The organism is Paracraurococcus ruber, assembly GCF_004353985.1.
Classification (GTDB): Bacteria; Pseudomonadota; Alphaproteobacteria; order Acetobacterales; family Acetobacteraceae; genus Paracraurococcus; species Paracraurococcus ruber.
The window spans coordinates 1-2,230 of sequence record NZ_SMOA01000499.1; the positions used below are offsets into that span (position 1 = coordinate 1).

Annotated in this window: 2 protein-coding genes; one reads left to right on the forward strand and one right to left on the reverse strand. The window is 75.6% G+C overall.

Annotated features, from left to right (window positions below; translation table 11 throughout):
* Positions 1-26 precede the first annotated feature (26 nt).
* Complete coding sequence (locus tag E2C05_RS31185) at positions 27-974, reverse strand: LysR family transcriptional regulator (RefSeq protein WP_133223492.1); 948 nt, start codon at positions 972-974, stop codon at positions 27-29.
* A gap of 157 nt (positions 975-1,131) precedes the next feature.
* On the opposite strand from E2C05_RS31185, the gene E2C05_RS31190 reads away from it, so the two are divergent.
* Positions 1,132-2,151, forward strand: coding sequence for a zinc-binding dehydrogenase (locus E2C05_RS31190; RefSeq protein ID WP_200306814.1), 1,020 nt, complete (start codon positions 1,132-1,134; stop codon positions 2,149-2,151).
* The last annotated feature ends 79 nt before the right edge of the window (positions 2,152-2,230 follow it).

Below are 2,230 nucleotides of genomic sequence, written 5' to 3' on the forward strand. Positions count from 1 at the left end.
GATGCCGGCGCCGCCGCGGCCCGGGCTCAGCCGGCGGCGGGCGGCGACCGGCCCGGCGCCGCCGCGGCCAGCCCGAGGCCCTGGTCCCAGTAGGGCTCCGGCCCGAAGCGCGCGACGAGCCAGTCGATGAAGACCCGGACCTTCGGCGCGAGGTCGCGGGAACTGGGGTAGAGCGCCCAGAGCGTCTGCGTCGAGACGAGCGGATGCGCGCCGAGGACCGGGACGAGGGCGCCGCTGCGGATCTGCTCGGCGGCGCACCAGGTGGCCATCAGCGCGATGCCCAGCCCGGCGCAGGCGGCGTCCCGCACCGCTTCGCCGTCATTGATCCGCAGGGTCGGCGTCACGCGGCATTCGACGGGCCGGCCATCCCGCCCCTGGAAGGTCCAGAGGTCGAGCGTGCCGACCACGAGGCAGGCATGCCCGGCGAGGTCGTCGGGGGTTTCCGGCCGCCCGTGCCGGGCGAGGTAGCCGGGCGAGGCGACGAGGGCGCGGCGATCCGGCGCGAGGCGGCGCGCGACGAAGGAGGTGTCGCCAAGCTCGGCATAGCGCACGGCCAGGTCGAAGGCGCCCTCGACGAGGTCGACCATGCTGTCGGAGAGGCGGAGGTCGAGCCTGAGCCCGGGATGGCGGGCACAGAACTCCGGCAGGCCCGGCACGATGTGCAGGCGCCCGAAGGAGGAGGGCGCGGCCACCCTGAGGGTGCCGCGCAAGACGGCGCCCTGCCGCCCGAGCGCGGCGCGGGCGGCCGCGACGGCATCCAGCACATGCTCGGCATGCGGCAGGAGCGCGAGGCCATCCTCGGTGGGCGTCGCCTGGCGCGTCGTCCGGTGGATCAGCCGGGCGCCGAGCTTGCGCTCGAAGGAGGCGAGGCGCGCGCTCGCGCCGGCCGGCGTGCCGCCGAGGTCGCGGGCCGCGGCGCTGATGCTGCCGAGCCGCGCGATGCGGAGGAACAGCGTGAGGTCGTCGACATCCATGGCGGGTGCCCTCCCGGGCGCCAGTCAGCCACGCGCCGGGCGGGCCCGGGCTTCAAGCTTCCGTTGAAGCTGATCCCGGATCCGGCGCCCTACCCCGCTCTCCGGCAGCGGCTCAGATGCGCCCGCAGGGACAGGGTTCCCGATGGGAGCAAGCGGAATGCGACAGCAGATGACGACCGCGGCGGTGCTCACCCGCTTCGGCGGCCCCGACGCCTTCGCGCTGCGCGAGGTGCCGGTTCCGCCGGTGGGCGCGCGGCAGCTGCGGGTGCGGGTGCATGCGACGGCGGTGAACCCGCTGGACTACCAGATCCGGCGCGGCGACTACGCCGCACAGGTGCCGCTGCCGGCGATCATCGGCCACGACATCTCCGGCGTGGTCGAGGAGACGGGCGCGGAGGTGCGGGAATTCGCCGTCGGCGACGAGGTCTACTACACGCCGCGGATCTTCGGCGGCCCCGGTTCCTATGCCGGGCAGCACGTGGCCGATGTCGACCTCGTCGGGCGCAAGCCCCGGACGCTGACCCATCTGGAGGCGGCGAGCCTCACCCTCGTCGGCGGGACGGTGTGGGAGGCCCTGGTGCAGCGCGCGCGGCTGCGGGTCGGCGAGACGATCCTGATCCATGGCGGGGCGGGCGGCGTCGGGTCGGTGGCCATCCAGGTCGCCAGGGCGATCGGCGCCCGGGTGATCACCACCGCGCTCGCGCGCGACCACGACTTCGTCCGCTCGCTCGGGGCCGAGGAGGCGATCGACTTCACCGCCGAGGACTATGTGGCGGCGACGCTCAGGCTCACCGGGCAGGCCGGCGCGAATGTCATCTTCGACACGATCGGGGCCGACACGCTGACGCGCAGCCCGGCGGCGCTCGCCGATCTGGGGCGCGTCGTCAGCCTGGTCGATGTCGCGCAGCCGCAGACCCTGATCGCGGCCTGGGGCCGGAATGCCGCCTACCACTTCGTCTTCACGCGCCAGGCGCGCGGCAAGCTGGATGCGCTGACCGGCCTGATCGAGCGCGGCCTGGTGCGCCCGGTCATCGGCGCGGTCCTGCCGCTCGCCCGCATCGGCGAGGCGCATGCCCTGCTGGAAGGCGGCCGCGCGCACGGGCTCCGCGGCAAGGTGGCGATCGACGTGGCGGGGGAGACGGTGCGGCTGCCCGCCCCGCCGCCGGCCGCCGCCTGACCCGGCGCGCCGGTGGCGACGGCATGCCCGGGCGCCGGCAGAACGTGCCCGGGCGGTCAGGGGCGCCGGGCCGGGCCTG